Annotated in this window: 11 protein-coding genes; 6 read left to right on the top strand and 5 right to left on the bottom strand. The window is 66.8% G+C overall.

Annotated features, from left to right (window positions below; translation table 11 throughout):
- Positions 1-22: 22 nt before the first annotated feature.
- On the bottom strand, positions 23-1,225 hold the full coding sequence (locus tag OG203_RS13795) for an MFS transporter (RefSeq protein ID WP_405166040.1): 1,203 nt from the start codon (positions 1,223-1,225) through the stop codon (positions 23-25).
- Between the two features lie 91 nt (positions 1,226-1,316).
- Between OG203_RS13795 and OG203_RS13790 the strand changes: the two genes are divergently transcribed.
- Positions 1,317-2,204 (top strand): LysR family transcriptional regulator, encoded by an 888-nt coding sequence (locus OG203_RS13790; RefSeq protein ID WP_405166039.1) that lies wholly within the window; start codon positions 1,317-1,319, stop codon positions 2,202-2,204.
- A 690-nt stretch (positions 2,205-2,894) separates the two neighbouring features.
- Here the strand turns inward: OG203_RS13790 and OG203_RS13785 are convergent.
- Both OG203_RS13785 and OG203_RS13780 read right to left on the bottom strand, forming a co-directional pair.
- On the bottom strand, positions 2,895-4,601 hold the full coding sequence (locus OG203_RS13785; RefSeq protein ID WP_405166038.1) for an alpha/beta fold hydrolase: 1,707 nt from the start codon (positions 4,599-4,601) through the stop codon (positions 2,895-2,897).
- 71 nt (positions 4,602-4,672) lie between these two features.
- A complete protein-coding gene (locus tag OG203_RS13780) occupies positions 4,673-5,227 on the bottom strand; it encodes a TetR/AcrR family transcriptional regulator (RefSeq protein ID WP_405166037.1) in 555 nt (184 codons plus the stop codon).
- A 145-nt stretch (positions 5,228-5,372) separates the two neighbouring features.
- On the opposite strand from OG203_RS13780, the gene serA reads away from it, so the two are divergent.
- The 3 genes from serA (at position 5,373) to OG203_RS13765 (ending at position 8,793) form a co-directional block, all read left to right on the top strand.
- Positions 5,373-6,971, top strand: a complete 1,599-nt coding sequence (gene serA / locus OG203_RS13775; protein ID WP_405166036.1) for a phosphoglycerate dehydrogenase — start codon at positions 5,373-5,375, stop codon at positions 6,969-6,971.
- A gap of 57 nt (positions 6,972-7,028) precedes the next feature.
- Positions 7,029-8,036, top strand: a complete 1,008-nt coding sequence (locus tag OG203_RS13770; RefSeq protein WP_405166035.1) for a 3-isopropylmalate dehydrogenase — start codon at positions 7,029-7,031, stop codon at positions 8,034-8,036.
- Positions 8,037-8,190: 154 nt separating this feature from the next.
- On the top strand, positions 8,191-8,793 hold the full coding sequence (locus tag OG203_RS13765) for a Uma2 family endonuclease (protein WP_405166034.1): 603 nt from the start codon (positions 8,191-8,193) through the stop codon (positions 8,791-8,793).
- A 100-nt stretch (positions 8,794-8,893) separates the two neighbouring features.
- Here the strand turns inward: OG203_RS13765 and OG203_RS13760 are convergent, their stop codons facing one another.
- Both OG203_RS13760 and OG203_RS13755 read right to left on the bottom strand, forming a co-directional pair.
- Positions 8,894-9,502: a TetR/AcrR family transcriptional regulator gene (locus OG203_RS13760; protein WP_405166033.1), complete on the bottom strand. Its 609-nt coding sequence runs from the start codon at positions 9,500-9,502 to the stop codon at positions 8,894-8,896.
- A 289-nt stretch (positions 9,503-9,791) separates the two neighbouring features.
- Complete coding sequence (locus OG203_RS13755; protein WP_405166032.1) at positions 9,792-10,979, bottom strand: MFS transporter; 1,188 nt, start codon at positions 10,977-10,979, stop codon at positions 9,792-9,794.
- 206 nt (positions 10,980-11,185) lie between these two features.
- Between OG203_RS13755 and OG203_RS13750 the strand changes: the two genes are divergently transcribed.
- Both OG203_RS13750 and gltX read left to right on the top strand, forming a co-directional pair.
- Complete coding sequence (locus OG203_RS13750) at positions 11,186-11,962, top strand: fumarylacetoacetate hydrolase family protein (protein ID WP_405166031.1); 777 nt, start codon at positions 11,186-11,188, stop codon at positions 11,960-11,962.
- 13 nt (positions 11,963-11,975) lie between these two features.
- Complete coding sequence (gene gltX, locus OG203_RS13745; protein WP_405166030.1) at positions 11,976-13,448, top strand: glutamate--tRNA ligase; 1,473 nt, start codon at positions 11,976-11,978, stop codon at positions 13,446-13,448.
- Positions 13,449-13,485: the final 37 nt, after the last annotated feature.

The following is a 13,485-nucleotide window of genomic DNA, read 5'->3' as shown; positions in this document are numbered from 1 at the left end:
CGAAACGCAGTTCATTTTCCGGCTATCGGCGCAGTTCAGGGGAGCGGCCGACCGCGGCGATGGCCATCGCGACGAGCACAAGCACGCCGCCGAGCCACATCGCCGAGATGACGCCGAACCAGTCCGCGGTGCGCCCGCCCACCAGCGCGCCGAGCGCTATCGCGCCGTTGAAGACACCCGCGTTCAAAGCGGACGCGGCCTCGCGCGCGTCGGGTGCGGCGGCGAAGGCCCAGTTCTGCGTGGTGACCGACACGCCGCCGTAGGACAGACCCCACACCACCATCAGCACGACGGCGAGCCAGAGCGAACCGCCGAGCGCCGGTATCAACAGCACGGTGACGGCCAGCGGGAGGCCGATGGTGATCAGCGTCCGGCGCGGGCCGCGAACGCCAACGGCGCCCATGCCGAAATTGCCGAGGACACCGGCGATTCCGTACACCAGGAGCAGGGTTCCGATGGTGCTCGCACCGATGCCGGTCACCTTCTCCAACAGTGGACGGATGTAGGTGTAGGCGGCGAAGTGGCCGGTCACCAGGAACGCGACAACCAGTAGCGCGGTACGCAATTGGGGCCTGCGGGCCAATCTCAGCACGTCGCGTAGCGGAACCACCTGTGCGACAGCCAATCTCGGTAGCAGTGCGGCAATGGCGATCAGCACGACCGACGCCAGACCGGCGGCGACGACGAAGGCAACGCGCCACCCGGCGAGCGCGCCGATATAGGTCCCGGCGGGAACGCCGATCACCGAGGCCACCGCGACGCCGCTGTAGACCAGCGCGGTGGCCGGACCGACCGACTTCTCCGGTACCAACCGCGCCGCCATGCTCGCCGCGATGGCCCACACGCCGCCGATGCCGATGCCGACCAGCACCCTGGCCCCCAGCATGACGCCGAAGTTCGGCGACCAGGCCGCGCCGAGATTGCCGAACATCAGCACCGCGAGCAGCACGCCGAGCACGAGCCTGCGGTCGGTGCGGCCGAGCGCGGCGGTGATCAGCGGCGCGGACAGGGCAGCGACCAGGCCGGTGGCCGTCAGGGAAAGCCCCGCCGCACCCTCGGAGACCCGCAACGTGCCGCTGATCGGAGTGAGCAACCCGACCGGCAGCATTTCCGAGGTGACGACCGTGAAGGTGGCCCCGGTCACGGCGCCGACGCCGAGCCAGCCGCGCAGGGCCGAATCGTGCACTGCCGGTGCCGGACTCGCGCCGTTTTGAACCTGTGTCATGCCTCCAGCCAACCGATCGGCCTGGGTGGAAACAACGGCGAAGACCTCATCGTTCTATGAGCTGAACTCATCGACGCTGGAGAGGACGCCAATGACCGGCCTAGAGGTACGTGAGCTGGAGGCCTTCCTCGTTCTCGCCGAGGAACTGCATTTCGGGCGCGCGGGGGAGCGGCTGTACGTCTCGCAGAGCCGGGTGAGCCAACTGCTGCGCGCATTGGAGCAGCGGGTCGGCGCGCGGCTGATCGAGCGCACCAGTCGCAAGGTCACGCTCACGCCGCTCGGCGCGGACTTCCTCGCCGACCTGCGGCCCGCGTACGCCGCGTTGCGCGCGACGGTGGACGGTGTGCGCGCCGCCGCCCGCGGGACGGAAGGGGTACTGCGGATCGGCGTTCAGGGCTCGTCCACCGAGAGTCTGACCGCCGCCCTCGCGCTGTTCGAGCGCCGGTTTCCCGCCTGCGTCACCGAGGTGGTCGAGATTCCGCTGGCCGACCCGTTCGGTCCGGTGCAGCGCAGTGAGGTCGATATCGCGGTGGTGCTGTTGCCGATGGGTGAGAGCGATCTTGTTCTCGGACAGGTCTTTTCGGAGCAGCCGCAGCTGTTGGCGATGCACAATACTCATCCGCTCGCGGCGCGGACCAGCCTGTCGCCGGAAGACCTCGCCGAGTTCGCGCTGATCGGCGTGCACGGGCCGGCGCCGCACTACTGGCGGCGCGCTCAGTCGCTGGATGTCACCCCGGGCGGTCGGCCCGTTCAGGCCGGTCCCGGAGTAGGCACATTGCGGGAGGGGATCGAGTTGGTCGCGGCCGGGCAGGGCGCGATGCTGCTGTGCCATCCGACCGCCGTGTTCCACGACCGGCCGGAGGTCGAGTTCGTGCCGGTGGCCGGGTTGGCGCACTCTCGGATGGGTTTGGTCTGGCATCGCAATCGCGAGACCGCGACGGTGCGCGCCTTTTCAGGAGCTGTCGCCGCAGTGAGCTGAACGTTATTGTCCGTCGGACGAACAGTATTGTGCGACAGGTTTATCCAGTGCTCGTGTAGTCGTGCCGATTGCGTATTCCGGTGATGTGTACACGACTCCTTGTAGGAGTTGCCATCGAGGAATTCGGGGCACCCGTTACAGGGCTTTACCGCTCGACCGTGATTGCCGGAAATGTCCGAGTCGACCGATCGGGCAAACCGCTCTTATCCGGCTGCTATCGATCTCTTAGAAACTCTTTATGTTTACCTAGTCGTCGGCTCGGCATCCTGCCGGTTGGACACATATGTAGTGGTCAAGCCCATGGTTCTCGGGGCGCGCACCCCTGTTGGTCATCTGACCAGGGGTTCTTCGTGATGTGACTGTAACCTGCATCACTAAATAGCCGAATTTCGTAACCGTCTTTGTTCGGCCGCCGATGAGTCTTGTGTCAGCCAGTACGACTGGATTGTCTTTCAATGAAGAGGTATTTAAATGATCCCCGTTATCATCGACACCGGTAGCGCTGCCCTCGGCGGTTTCCTTGACACCTTCGGTGCCGCTTTCCACGGAGTTCTCAACACTCTGTGGACGGGCTCCTTCGGCGGCCGCTGATTCAACGTAATGGTCGATTGATCGACCGGGTCTCGCGCCCACTGAGCGCGATTCCGGAGAGGGCCCCGCACCCAAGTGGTGCGGGGCCCTCCGTGTTCGCTAGCGCGCGGGCGCCCTCGTCGCGCCGACCCTGGTGATCTCGGCCGCGACCTGTGCGGGATGGGTCAGTTGCGGGTAGTGACCGGCGCCATCGATCACGGTCGGTTCCCGCCGCGTGGCCGTCGAGAGCGGATCCTGTGCGCCGACGACCAGCCGCACCGGCACAACTACCTTCGCGAGCAGTTCGGCCAACTCGTTTCGCGCTCCGAGCGCACTCGCGTGCCGCAGCGCGGCGACCGTGCGTGCTGCCACCCCGGGCCTGCGCAGGTTGGCCGCCGCACTGTCCACCGCGGGCCCTGCGGGGATGCCGAGCCGTGTTGCCAAGGCGGCGGCCGACATTCGCCGCAATGCCACCGCCGCCAACGGCGACCGCGGGAGCCAACCGGTCCGCGGCTGCAGGAACGCGGGCGACACCAGAACGACACCCGAGACCCGGTCCGGGTGTGCGGCGGCGTATCTCAGCACCGGCCCGCAGCCGAGCGAATGGCCGACAAGCACCGGACGACTGCGTACAGAGCTCATCAATCGCGGTAGTACGTCGTCGATTTCGCCGGGTGCGGATCGCCCGAGCCCGGGAAGATCGGCGACCAGGCTCGGCGCCGCGAGCGCGGCCCGCACCCCGGTCCACGATTCACTGTCGACGGGCAGGCCGTGTAGCAGGACATAGTCCGGATGCTCCCGATCCCCGGAAACCCAAGTGCCGTTGACGAATCCGGCGCTCGGATCCGCCTCGACGGCGCCGAACCGGCTCGACACCAGGTGATCGGCCCAGGTGCGCAGGACGGTTTCGGCGTCCGGCATCGTGATTCCGGCCGCGCGCGCGACCGCATCCGCCGCGGTGGTGTCGTACCGATCGTCGGCGATGAACGGAAGTGTCTCGGGGTCGGCACCGGTCAGCGCCCTCGGCAGCTTCTCGATAACACGGACCGGAACCGAGAAGCGCGGAGCGCGCACGCCGAGATGCCCGGCGAGCACCCGAATCAGGTCCGGCAGCACCGGGGTTCGGGAATCGAGGACGGTGAAGGACCGCCCCGCCGTGTCGTGCTGGTCCGGCAGATTGATCAGGAAGCTCGCGAAGTAGTCCAAATCGACTATCGGAACAAAGGTTTCGCGACCACCGGGGATCGCCGCGAGGCTGCCGTGCCACAGATCGTCGACAATACTTGCGAGCCCGACGTATTGGCCGGGGCCGAGCACGCTGCTCGGATTGGCGATGGTGAGGGGAATGCCGCGCTCGGCCGCGTGGCGGCGCAGCATCGGATCGGCCTCGAACTTGGACGCGCCGTAAGCCCCTCTCTCATAGTGCTGTTCGTTGGAGTCCTCGACGGTGATGCGATAGCCGGTGATGTGGACGACGCGCCGCAACGCGGGCAGTGTCGCGGCCCAGTCGAGCACGTTGAGTGCGCCGGTCACGTTCACCGCGTATGCGTCGTCCTTGCCGAGACCGAAGGCGAAACGCGCCGCGCAGTTATAGACGTCGCCGATGTCGGCGGTGCCGAGATCGGCAGGCAGGCCCAGATCCGTTGCGGTGATATCGCAGGACACGACGCTGAGCCGGGTCTGGTCGACGTCACGCAACGCCGAGATGAGCCGATCCTCGCCGCCGGGACGAACGGCGGCGAGGACGGAACCGCCCTGCTCGAGCAGTTGCGCCACCACTGCGCGGCCGATGAACCCGGCGGCGCCGAGCACGATGCTGTGCGACATGATTCTCCTTAATAGACCGGTCTACATATTCTGTCGACCTGCGAAAACTGTTGGGCTAGCGATTGATTCGTTCAGAGCATCGTGCGAATGGTCCGCGCTACCCGCTCGAGCGGCGCACGGCTGCGCTGCGCGCGCGCCAAGAGCAGGCCGCCTTCGATCATCGCGAGAATGGCCGCGGCCAAGTCCGCCGCATCCGACCGCCCGTCGGCCTGCAGCCGAATGCGCAGTGCCTCTTCCCATCTCGCGTACGCGGCGGCGCATTCGGCCTGGATCGTGTCGTTGGCCGCCGAAACATCGAGGGTGACGGTGGCGACCGGGCACCCCTGCTGCCACTGCGAGGCTTCGAGTCGATCGCCGAACGCGGTGAGCAGACTTGTCGCCGCCGCGGCGGTATCGCCGGGTTCGATCGCATCGATCAGCGCCGCGATCTCGTTGCCCGCCTGAGCGACCGCCTCGGCGACGAGTTGGTCCTTGCCGCCGGGGAAGTGGAAGTACAGCGAACCGCGCGGCGCGCCACTGGTCTCGATGATCTGGTTGAGGCCGGTGCCGAAGTACCCGTGCTTCTCCACCAGCCCGCGCGTGGCGCTGATCAGTTGGCAGCGCGTCTCGGTTCCTTTGGCACCCATGTGGGTAACTGTAGACCGGTCTTCATATTTTAACTAGTGGCATACTGAGGACGGCCGCCTTACCAGGGGGTAGAACATGCCGAAACGACGCCCACTAAGCTGATCGGCGGTAATTGCCGACCCCTTTCCCCAGGAGTACTCCACAGTGAGCCAAGCAGGCCGTCCTGTTGTCCTGATCGCCGACAAGCTTGCCAAGTCGACCGTCGACGCGCTCGGTGACGGAGTCGAGGTTCGGTGGGTCGACGGCCCTGACCGCCCCGCTCTACTCGCCGCTGTCCCCGCCGCGGACGCGCTACTTGTGCGCTCCGCGACCACGGTGGACGCCGAGGTGCTCGAGGCAGGCAAGAACCTGAAGATCGTCGCTCGCGCCGGTGTCGGCCTCGACAATGTCGACGTGCCCGCGGCAACCGAACGCGGCGTCATGGTCGTCAACGCGCCGACCTCGAACATCCACACCGCCGCCGAGCACGCTGTCACGCTGCTGCTTTCGGCCGCGCGCCAGATCCCGGCCGCCGATGCCACGCTGCGCGAGCACACCTGGCAGCGCGGCAAGTTCAACGGTGTCGAGATCTTCGGCAAGACCGTCGGCGTGGTCGGCCTCGGCCGCATCGGCCAGCTGTTCGCCGCCCGGCTCGCCGCCTTCGAGACCAAGATCGTCGCGTACGACCCCTACGTCTCGCCCGCCCGCGCCGCCCAGCTCGGCATCGAGCTGCTGAGCCTGGACGAGCTGCTCGAGCGCGCCGACCTGATCTCGGTGCACCTGCCGAAGACCCCGGAGACCAAGGGCATCATCGGCAAGGAAGCCATCGCCAAGACCAAGCCGGGCGTCATCATCGTCAACGCCGCGCGCGGTGGCCTGGTCGACGAGCAGGCGCTGGCCGATGCCATCAAGTCCGGTCACGTGCGTGCCGCCGGCCTCGACGTGTACGAGACCGAACCGTGCACCGACAGCCCGCTGTTCGAGCTGCCGCAGGTCGTGGTGACCCCGCACCTCGGCGCGTCCACCTCCGAGGCGCAGGACCGGGCAGGCACCGATGTCGCCAAGTCCGTATTGCTCGCGCTCGCCGGTGAATTCGTGCCCGGCGCGGTGAACGTCACCGGCGGCAGCGTCGACGAGGACGTCGCGCCGTGGCTGGACATCGTGCGCAAGCAGGGTGCGCTGCTCGGTGCGCTGTCGGACGAACTTCCGGTCAGCGTCGAGGTACAGGTGCGTGGCGAGCTGGCCGCGCACGACGTTGCGGTGCTGGAACTTTCGGCGCTGCGCGGCATCTTCTCCGCGCTGGTCGAGGACCACGTCACCTTCGTCAACGCGCCGACCCTTGCCAAGGAGCGCGGCATCACCGCACAGGTGAACACCGTGCCGGACAGCCCGAGCCACCGCAGCGTCGTCGACCTGCGTGCCGTGTTCGGCGACGGCCGCACCCTGAATGTCGCCGGCACGCTGACCGAGCCGCAGCAGGTGCAGAAGATCGTCAACATCAACGGCCGCAACTACGACATGCGCGCCGAGGGCATCAACATGGCCGTGCTGAACTACGAGGACCGGCCGGGCGCGCTCGGCAAGATCGGCACCAAGCTCGGTGAATCCGGGATCGACATCCTGGCCGCGCAGCTGAGCCAGGACGTCGACAAGGAAGGCGCAACGGTGATCCTGCGGGTCAACCGCGAGGTCCCCGGTGAGGTCGAGGCCGCGATCGCCGAATCCGTCGGCGCCGCAAAGGTCGTCGTCGTCGACCTGTTCTGATCGCGTGCGGGGCGCGCCAACGGCTTGGCGCGCCCCGCTTAACAACGGAGCGTTGCAATGAAGCTTGCTGTCATCCCCGGGGACGGCATCGGACCCGAGGTCATCGCCGAGGCGCTCAAGGTGCTCGACGTGGTCCAGCCCGGCGTCGAGAAGACCGAGTACGACCTCGGTGCCAAGCGTTACCACGCGACCGGTGAGATCCTGCCGGATTCCGTGCTGCCGGAGTTGAAGCAGCACGACGCGATCCTGCTCGGCGCGATCGGCGATCCGTCGGTGCCGAGCGGCGTGCTCGAGCGCGGGCTGCTGCTGCGCACCCGGTTCGCGCTTGATCATCACGTGAACCTGCGCCCGTCCAAGCTGTTCCCCGGCGTGACCAGCCCGCTGGCCGGTACCCCCGACATCGACTTCGTGGTGGTCCGCGAGGGCACCGAGGGCCCGTACACCGGTACCGGCGGCGCGATCCGCGTCGAGACCCCGCACGAGGTGGCCACCGAGGTCAGCACCAACACCCGCTTCGGCATCGAGCGCGTGGTGCGCTACGCCTTCGCGAAGGCGCAGGCCCGCCGCAAGCACCTCACGCTGGTGCACAAGACCAACGTGCTCACCTTCGCCGGTTCGCTGTGGCAGCGCACCGTGGACGAGGTCGCGGCCGAATTCCCTGATGTCGCAACGGCTTACCAGCACATCGACGCCGCGACCATCCACATGGTGAACGATCCGGGCCGGTTCGACGTGATCGTCACCGACAACCTGTTCGGCGACATCATCACCGACCTCGCGGCCGCCGTCAGCGGTGGCATCGGCCTGGCCGCCAGCGGCAATATCGATGCCTCCGGCACCAACCCGAGCATGTTCGAGCCGGTGCACGGCAGCGCCCCCGATATCGCGGGCCAGTCCAAGGCCGATCCGACCGCCGCGATCCTCTCGGTGTCGTTGCTGCTCAACCATCTCGGCAATACCGAGGCCGCCGCCCGCATCGAATCCGCTGTCGCCAAGGACCTCGCCACGCGCGCGGGCGCGGCGTCGACGGTCGAGGTCGGCGACCGTATCGCCGCCATCGTCTGAGCGAAAACCTGATGAGGTCCCGTGCCGGGTTCCGGTGCGGGACCTTATTGGCGCGTGTGAAACGCACGTGAGGTGGTAAACCATGGACTGGGTCCATGACGTGTGCCGCGCTCGGCCGCTCGTCGATGGGCTTGCCTGGTGAGACGGAGGTTCGATGAGCGGACAGCGCGGGAATCGCAGATCGCAGGTCGGTCCGTATGCCGGGTTCGACCTGCGTGACGTGCCAGGTGGCGGCAAGGGTTTCGAACTCGAAGACGGCTGGCTGGTCGAGGTCGCGTGTGGTGCTCGGCACAATCACGTGACGCAGCGGCTCGGCCGGTTCATCGATGCCGGCGCCGTCGGCGCCGCCGTTCATCTCTGCGTGGGGAGCGGCTGGGAGGTCAGCACGCGCAGCGGGGTGCGCAAGCCCGACATCATCGTTATTCCGCGTGAGGTCGCCAGGGCCGCGGTTGTCGCGGAGGTGCCAAAGCGGATTCCCGGATCCGAGGTGCGGCTCGCGGTCGAGGTGATCGCGCCGGGCAGCGGGACCGAACGCACCGATCGGGTCCGGAAGGTGCGCGAGTACGCGGCGGTCGGTATTCCGCAGTATTGGATCGTCGAGCATCAGCCCGATGTGGTTGTGCATCGGATGGTGTTGGGCGAGGGCGGGTACGGCGCCGATCCGGTTGTCTGTTCCGGCAGTGTCTTCGACGCGGTCGTCGATGCCGATGTCCCGTTTCGGGTTACATTCGATCCCGCTGCGCTGCTTGCTGTTTGAGCCGGGGCTGCTTGGGTGCGCCGCGACCCTGTTCGTACCGGCGGCGAGCGTTAGTAGTCGAAAGACGTTGTGTCGTGCTGGCGTAAATGGTCGGACGAATTCATCCCATGCCGTGGTGGCGGGTCGGGCGCTGGTTGATGCCGACCGCACGGCGGACGAACCCGATTGTCTCCCTGGCGATCTCGTCGTGGTGGCAGCCCGCGTCGATGTGCTCGATGGCGCGGGCGAGCGCGCCGTCGACCAGATCGGCGGTCAGGTCGGGGTTCGGGTTGTCGAGCGCGACGAGTGCCGCGCGCAGTGGGGCGGCCGAATCGTGGTGTGCGTCGGCGAGATCGCGCCGGGTCGCCTCGTCGCGGGGGAGTGTGTTGCCGAGCACGGCGATGCGGTGCGCGCCAGATGCGGCCAATGCCAGGGTGGTTCGCACGTAGGCCTCGACCTGGCCCGCCGGGGTCTCGGCGCGTTCGACCGTGTCGCGCACGCGCGCACCCCACTCGATCAGCGCGTCCGACACGATGCGGAACAGGATTTCGTCGCCGGAGCCGAAGTATTTGTAGACGCTGCTGCGCGCGAGTCCGGCGGCCGCGCCGACCGTGGCGGGTGTCACCGCCTGTGGCCCGTTCTGTAGCAACACCATACGTGCGGCGTCGAGCAGCGCGCGTTCTTGGTTCGCCCGGTGTTCGGCGACGGTCGGTGCGTCGATCCTCGGCATCGCACTCCTGGTGATAGCGACGGAAAGGGCTCCATCATACCTATGGCGACAGGGTGTCACTAAAGGCGACAGTGGTGGTCGAGGGAGTGGCTCGACCATGCTTCTGTCTGAGTGTGGCGCGAGGGTTCGCCGATGGTGAATTGTTCAGTGGGCTGAATGGTTCAGTCGTACTAAAAGTGTTGTGGCCTAGTCGTTCCCGAGCCGCTGCGGTGATCTACGTCGCACCGGGCTTCAGTGCGGCGCCCGCGCCAAGGTGTCGAGCGGGCGCCAAACCATCAGGGCTGAACCACTATTGGGGGCGACGATCGGTCGGCACCAAGGGGACGGCGGCTGCCGCGAGCGCTGCCGCCAGTAGGTAGGCGGCGCCGAATCCGCTTGCGCTGATGAGCGCGCCGAACACCGGTGGCACCGCGGCCATCGCCAGATTCTGGCCGGTGTTGTGGATGCCGAGGCCGCGGCCACTCCAATAGGGGCCGGCGATTTCGGCTACCGCGGTGAAGGAGAGCCCGTTGTCGGCGACCGTGATCACCGAGGCGGCGACTAGCAACGGGATTGCGGCCCACCACATGTGGGTCCAGGCCGCCAGCGCCAGCGCCGCCATCGACAGCACGGCGGCGATGGCGACCGTGCGCAACGGACCCAATCGGCTGCCGACGCGGTCGGACCAGGCGCCGGCACCGATTCGGCCTGCGGCACCCAGGATTTGGGTGGCGGTGACCAGGATTCCGGCGGCGGCCAACGACCAGCCGACGTCGCGGTGCAGCCACAGCAGTGCGAAAGTCCACACGGTGCCCTGCGGTATGACAAGCAGCACAGAGACGGCGTGGATGCGCCACAGCGTCGTATCGCCGCGATAAGGATTGGCGCGCAATGCCGCATCGGTGGCGGCACTGTCGGGGCGGGGTGGATCGATGATGCCGACCAGACTGCCGACAGCGGCGATGCCGGCCATCGTCGCGGGCACCAGAATCGCCGCGGCCACACCGTATGTCGCGGCGACGGCGGGTACGGCCAGCGCGCCGATCCCGACGCCGAGCGGCTGCGCGGTCTGCCGGATGCCCATGGCCAACCCGCGCCGATGGGGCGGGAACCAGCCGACGATGAGGCGGCCGCTCGCTCCGTTGGTGCTCGCCGCGCCGACGCCGCCGAGGAACAGCAGTGCGCCCAAAGCGATGTCGTTCGTCGCGGTGGCCGCGACGCCGCCCGCGACCAGCATCAGCAGTGGCCCGCCGATCAGCACTTTGCGCTCGCCGATCCGATCGACCACGAACCCCCACGCGATCAACGTGCAGACCAATCCGAGTGTCGGCATCGCCACCAGCAGTCCGGCGGCGGCCAACGGCGTACCGCGATCGGTCAGCGCGGGCAGCAGAAACGCGACGCCGTTCACGAAGACCGAGCTCGCGGCCTGCGCGAAGACGCCGAGGCCGAGCATTGACCACCGTCGAGTCTCGTTGATCTGGGTAACGGTAGTCATCGGCCTCACCTCAAAATCTCATAATTTGGGATCATATTCCCATTGGGTGAACTGTGCGGCTTACGTTACACCGCGCGCGCAAATGGATTAGGCGAGCCTGCTGTCAGACTCCTCACACCTGGCGGAATTCGGGCGGGCGCGGGGCGCTCGTACCGCTCGGTTGGGCGCGTTCGAGCAGGTGGAAGCCGGTCGATAGACTGCCCGGCATGCGTCTAGGTCGAGTAGCCAGTCCCGATGGGGTCGCCTTCGTCAGCATCGAGGGGGACGGAAGCGACAGCATCGCGAAGGAAATCGCGGAACACCCGTTCGGTACGCCGACGTTCACCGGGCGGAGCTGGCCGCTGGCCGATGTGCGCCTGCTCGCGCCGATCCTGGCGAGCAAGGTGGTCTGCATCGGTAAGAACTACGCGGCGCACGCGGCCGAAATGGGCGGCCCCGCACCGGAAGACCCGGTGATCTTCCTCAAGCCGAATACCTCGATCATCGGGCCGAACGCCCCGATCATCCTGCCGCCCAGCTCCTCTCAGGTCGACTACGAGGGCGAGCTCGCCGTCGTCATCGGCCGCCCGTGCAAGGACGTGCCCGCCGCCCGCGCGCTCGACGTCGTGCTCGGTTACACCGTCGCCAACGATGTGACCGCGCGCGATCAGCAGCGCCACGACGGACAGTGGACGCGGGGCAAGGGCTACGACACCTTCTGCCCGCTCGGCCCGTGGATCGAAACCTCCTTGGATCCTTCGGATCTGGAGATCGTCACCGAACTCGACGGCGAAGTCCGCCAGCGCAGCCGCACTTCGCTTCTACTGCACGACATTCCGAAGCTCATCGAGTGGATCAGCACGGTGATGACGCTGTTGCCAGGCGATGTCATCCTCACCGGGACGCCCGAGGGCGTCGGTCCCGTGCAGGCCGGACAGCAGGTGTCCGTGACCATCGAGGGCATCGGAACCCTTATCAATCCTGTTGCCGCCAAGCCTCGCTAGTCGAAAGAGAGCCATGACTGAAGTACGGGTCCGCTTCTGCCCGTCACCGACCGGGACGCCGCACGTCGGCCTGATCCGGACGGCACTGTTCAACTGGGCCTACGCCCGACACCACGGTGGAAAATTCGTCTTCCGCATCGAAGATACCGATGCGGCACGGGATTCCGAGGACTCCTACCGCGCGTTGCTCGACGCACTGCGCTGGCTCGGCCTCACCTGGGACGAGGGCCCGGAGGTCGGCGGTCCCTATGCGCCGTACCGCCAGTCGCTGCGCAAGGATCTGCACCAGGATGCGGTCCGGCGTTTGCTGGCGGCCGGGGAGGCCTACGAATCCTTCTCCACCGCTGAGGAAGTCGAGGCGCGCCATCGCGCGGCGGGCCGCGACCCGAAGCTCGGCTACGACAACTACGATCGCGAGCTCACCGCGCAGCAGATCGAGGCGTATCGAGATGCCGGGCGGCCCGCGGTGATTCGGCTGCGGATGCCCGACGAGGACATCACATGGCACGATCTGGTGCGCGGCGAGACCACCTTCAAGGTCGGCTCCGTGCCGGACTTCGCGCTCACCCGTGGCACAGGTGATCCGCTGTACACGCTGGTCAACCCGCTCGACGACGCATTGATGAAGATCACTCATGTGTTGCGCGGCGAGGATCTGCTTTCCTCGACACCGCGCCAGATCGCGCTCTACGGCGCCCTGCGTCGCATCGGCATTGCCGAGTTCACGCCGGAGTTCGGTCACCTGCCGTTCGTCATGGGACAGGGCAACAAGAAGTTGTCCAAGCGCGATCCCGAGTCGAATCTGTTCGTCCATCGCGACCGCGGATTCATCCCGGAAGGTTTGCTGAATTACCTGGCACTACTCGGTTGGAGCATCGCCGACGACCACGACCTGTTCAGCATGGCGGAGATGGTTGCTGCCTTCGACATATCGAAAGTAAATTCGAATCCGGCCCGATTCGATCAGAAGAAGGCGGACGCGCTCAACGCCGAGCACATCCGATTGCTGGAACCCGGTGATTTCAGCAACAGACTGCGCGAGTACCTGACCGTGCACGGTCATATCGGCGCCGAAATCGATGAGAAGATGTTCGCCGCCGCGGCAGATCTGGTACAGACACGGATCGTCGTGTTGTCCGACGCTTGGGAACTGTTGCGTTTCCTGTTGGCGCCCGCCGAACAATTTGCGATCGATGACACTGCGGGAGCCAAGAATCTCGGTGCGGACGCAACTCCGGTATTGCAATCCGCTATTGCCGCTCTCGAGCCACTGACACAGTGGTCGACAGTCGCTATCGAAGAGGCGCTGAAAACCGCGCTGATCGATGATCTGGGGCTCAAACCACGCAAAGCATTCGCGCCAGTGCGCGTCGCGGTGACCGGGTCGCACATCAGCCCGCCACTGTACGAGTCGCTCGAACTGCTCGGCCGCGACACCAGCCTCGCTCGACTGCGCTCGGCACAGGAGTGGTCCGCAACGGTCTGAAATCTGCGTATCGGGCCAAAAACATGGCTTTGACCAG

It is taken from the genome of Nocardia sp. NBC_01499 (assembly GCF_045040275.1).
Taxonomy (GTDB): Bacteria; Actinomycetota; Actinomycetes; order Mycobacteriales; family Mycobacteriaceae; genus Nocardia.
Note: the sequence above shows the minus strand (reverse complement) of the source record. Positions and strands in the feature narration are given on the sequence as shown.